Below are 1,865 nucleotides of genomic sequence, written 5' to 3' on the forward strand. Positions count from 1 at the left end.
CTCCCGGCGTCGGGGCTCGAGGCAAGGGCCTTGGGCTTCCCGTAGCGGCGGCCCGCGCCGGCCGCGAGGAGGATCCCGGCGAGCGGGGCGGGGGGACCGGGGGTCATGGCCTCAGACTACGTGGGCTGGAAGCGGCGAAGGGGGCCGGAAACGGCGAAGGGGGCCGGCCGCGCATCGCGGCCAGCCCCCTTCGGAATGTTGACGGGGTTCGTCAGAGCGGGCGAACCTTCGCGGCCTGAAGGCCCTTCGGACCCTGCTGGGTCTCGAACTCGACCTTCTGGCCTTCCTGAAGCTCGCGGAAGCCCTTCGCCTCAATCGCAGTGAAGTGGACGAAGACGTCGTCCGAGTTGTCGTCGGGAGCGATGAAGCCGAAGCCCTTTTCGCCGTTGAACCACTTGACGGTTCCAGTTGCCATGGTGTCCTCCTGGGACGTTGCGCCGCCCCGTCCTTCGGGGTGCGCATGCAGCCGAGTCCGTAACCGCCCATCAGGCTCAACACACGGACTCCGGCGGAGGCCGGTGTCGGCAAGACACCGCGAAACATCAAACTACGTCCATCAGGATACCTGCGCGGAGCCGTCTATGCGCAGTCTCGCCGCGCGCCGCGTCGTCGTCGGCGCGGCGGGGGGCTGAGAGCGCTCCTCGACGGCTCAGTCGTAGCCGAGATCGATGTCCGGATTGGGCTCCTCCTCCTCGGCGTCGAGCTCGATCAGGCGGCGTGGGCTGTGCAGCGGGTCAATCTCGTCCAGCAGCTCCGGATTGTCCGAGGATCCTTCCGGGCCCTGGCTGTTGCGGCCGTCGAGGGGCTCGGTGAGGTCGTCGTCTTCGGTGTTGCCGTAGTCGACGCTGTGAGTCATGGTGTGTTCCTCTCTCCCTGACCGCCGGGGCGGTGCGGCGAGTCACCGACGTGACGGGTTATCCGGCGTCGAAGCGCTCGTCGTCCGCCTCGTCGGAGTCCCGATCATTTCCGGAGCCATCCGGGAGCGTTGAGACATCCACCTTCCGGACGGTCCTGTCGAAGGCCCCGGCCTCAGCCGCCGTGGGCTCTGCGGATTCGGTGCGCATAGCTCCTCCTACCCTCCGAGGTGAGGGCCGCCTCGCGGTCTAGATCCCTCACTTAAACGGTATTCCTGCTCGAGCAAGAAGTTCAGTAGGCGGCGAGGGCGGCTTTTCACCCCGCCCAGCGGTACTCCTTCTCGGGCCGTCCAGGGGTCCCGTAGCGCGCCGAACGCGTCAGAACCCCGGCGTCGGCAAGGTGCTCGAGATACCGCCGAGCCGTCACCCGCGAGACCCCGACGGCCTCCATGACCTCGGCGGCCGAGACGGCCTCGCCGCGCTCGCGGAGGAACGTACGGATGGATTCGAGCGTGCCGGGGGAGAGGCCCTTGGGGAGGGGCGTCCCGACCGGCGTGCGCAGCGCGGCGAGCGCCTCGTCGACCGAATCCTGCGACGCCGTTCCGTCGGGGCCCGCGAGGGAGTCGCGGAACTGGCGGTAGTGCTCGAGGCGCTCCGCGAACGCGGCGAACGTGAACGGCTTGATGAGGTACTGCACCACTCCCGCGGAGATCGCGCGCCGCACCACGGGTAGTTCGCGCACCGCCGTGATCGCGAGGATGTCCGGGTGGTGGCCGCCGGCGCGGAGCCGTCGCGCGACGTCGAGCCCGTGGAGGTCGGGCAGGTTCATGTCGAGCAGCACGAGGTCCGCTGGGGTCCCCGCCGCCGCCAGTTCGCCGGCCAAGCGGAGGGCGGAGGCGCCGTCGTGCGCTGTGCCCACGTGCGTGAAGCCGGGGAGCCTGCCGATATAGGCGGCGTGCGCCGCCGCCGCGATGGGTTCGTCCTCGACGACGAGGACGCGGAGCTCGCTCA

4 protein-coding genes are annotated in these 1,865 nt (G+C 69.6%); all 4 read right to left on the minus strand.

The genetic code is table 11. The features are described 5' to 3' along the window. Window positions 1–211 precede the first annotated feature (211 nt). Window positions 212–415 carry a cold-shock protein gene (locus ACLN58_RS21690; protein ID WP_415857282.1) on the minus strand — a complete coding sequence of 68 codons (204 nt, stop codon included), beginning with the start codon at window positions 413–415 and terminating at the stop codon, window positions 212–214. A gap of 234 nt (window positions 416–649) precedes the next feature. Beyond that, window positions 650–856 (minus strand): hypothetical protein, encoded by a 207-nt coding sequence (locus tag ACLN58_RS21695; RefSeq protein ID WP_415857283.1) that lies wholly within the window; start codon window positions 854–856, stop codon window positions 650–652. A gap of 58 nt (window positions 857–914) precedes the next feature. Next, a complete protein-coding gene (locus tag ACLN58_RS21700) occupies window positions 915–1,064 on the minus strand; it encodes a hypothetical protein (protein ID WP_415857284.1) in 150 nt (49 codons plus the stop codon). Window positions 1,065–1,170: 106 nt separating this feature from the next. Beyond that, on the minus strand, window positions 1,171–1,865 hold a 695-nt coding region (locus tag ACLN58_RS21705), incomplete at its 5' end, for a response regulator (protein WP_415857285.1).

The sequence above is a fragment of the Sinomonas sp. G460-2 genome, from assembly GCF_047759905.1.
In the GTDB taxonomy this organism is placed as follows: domain Bacteria; phylum Actinomycetota; class Actinomycetes; order Actinomycetales; family Micrococcaceae; genus Sinomonas.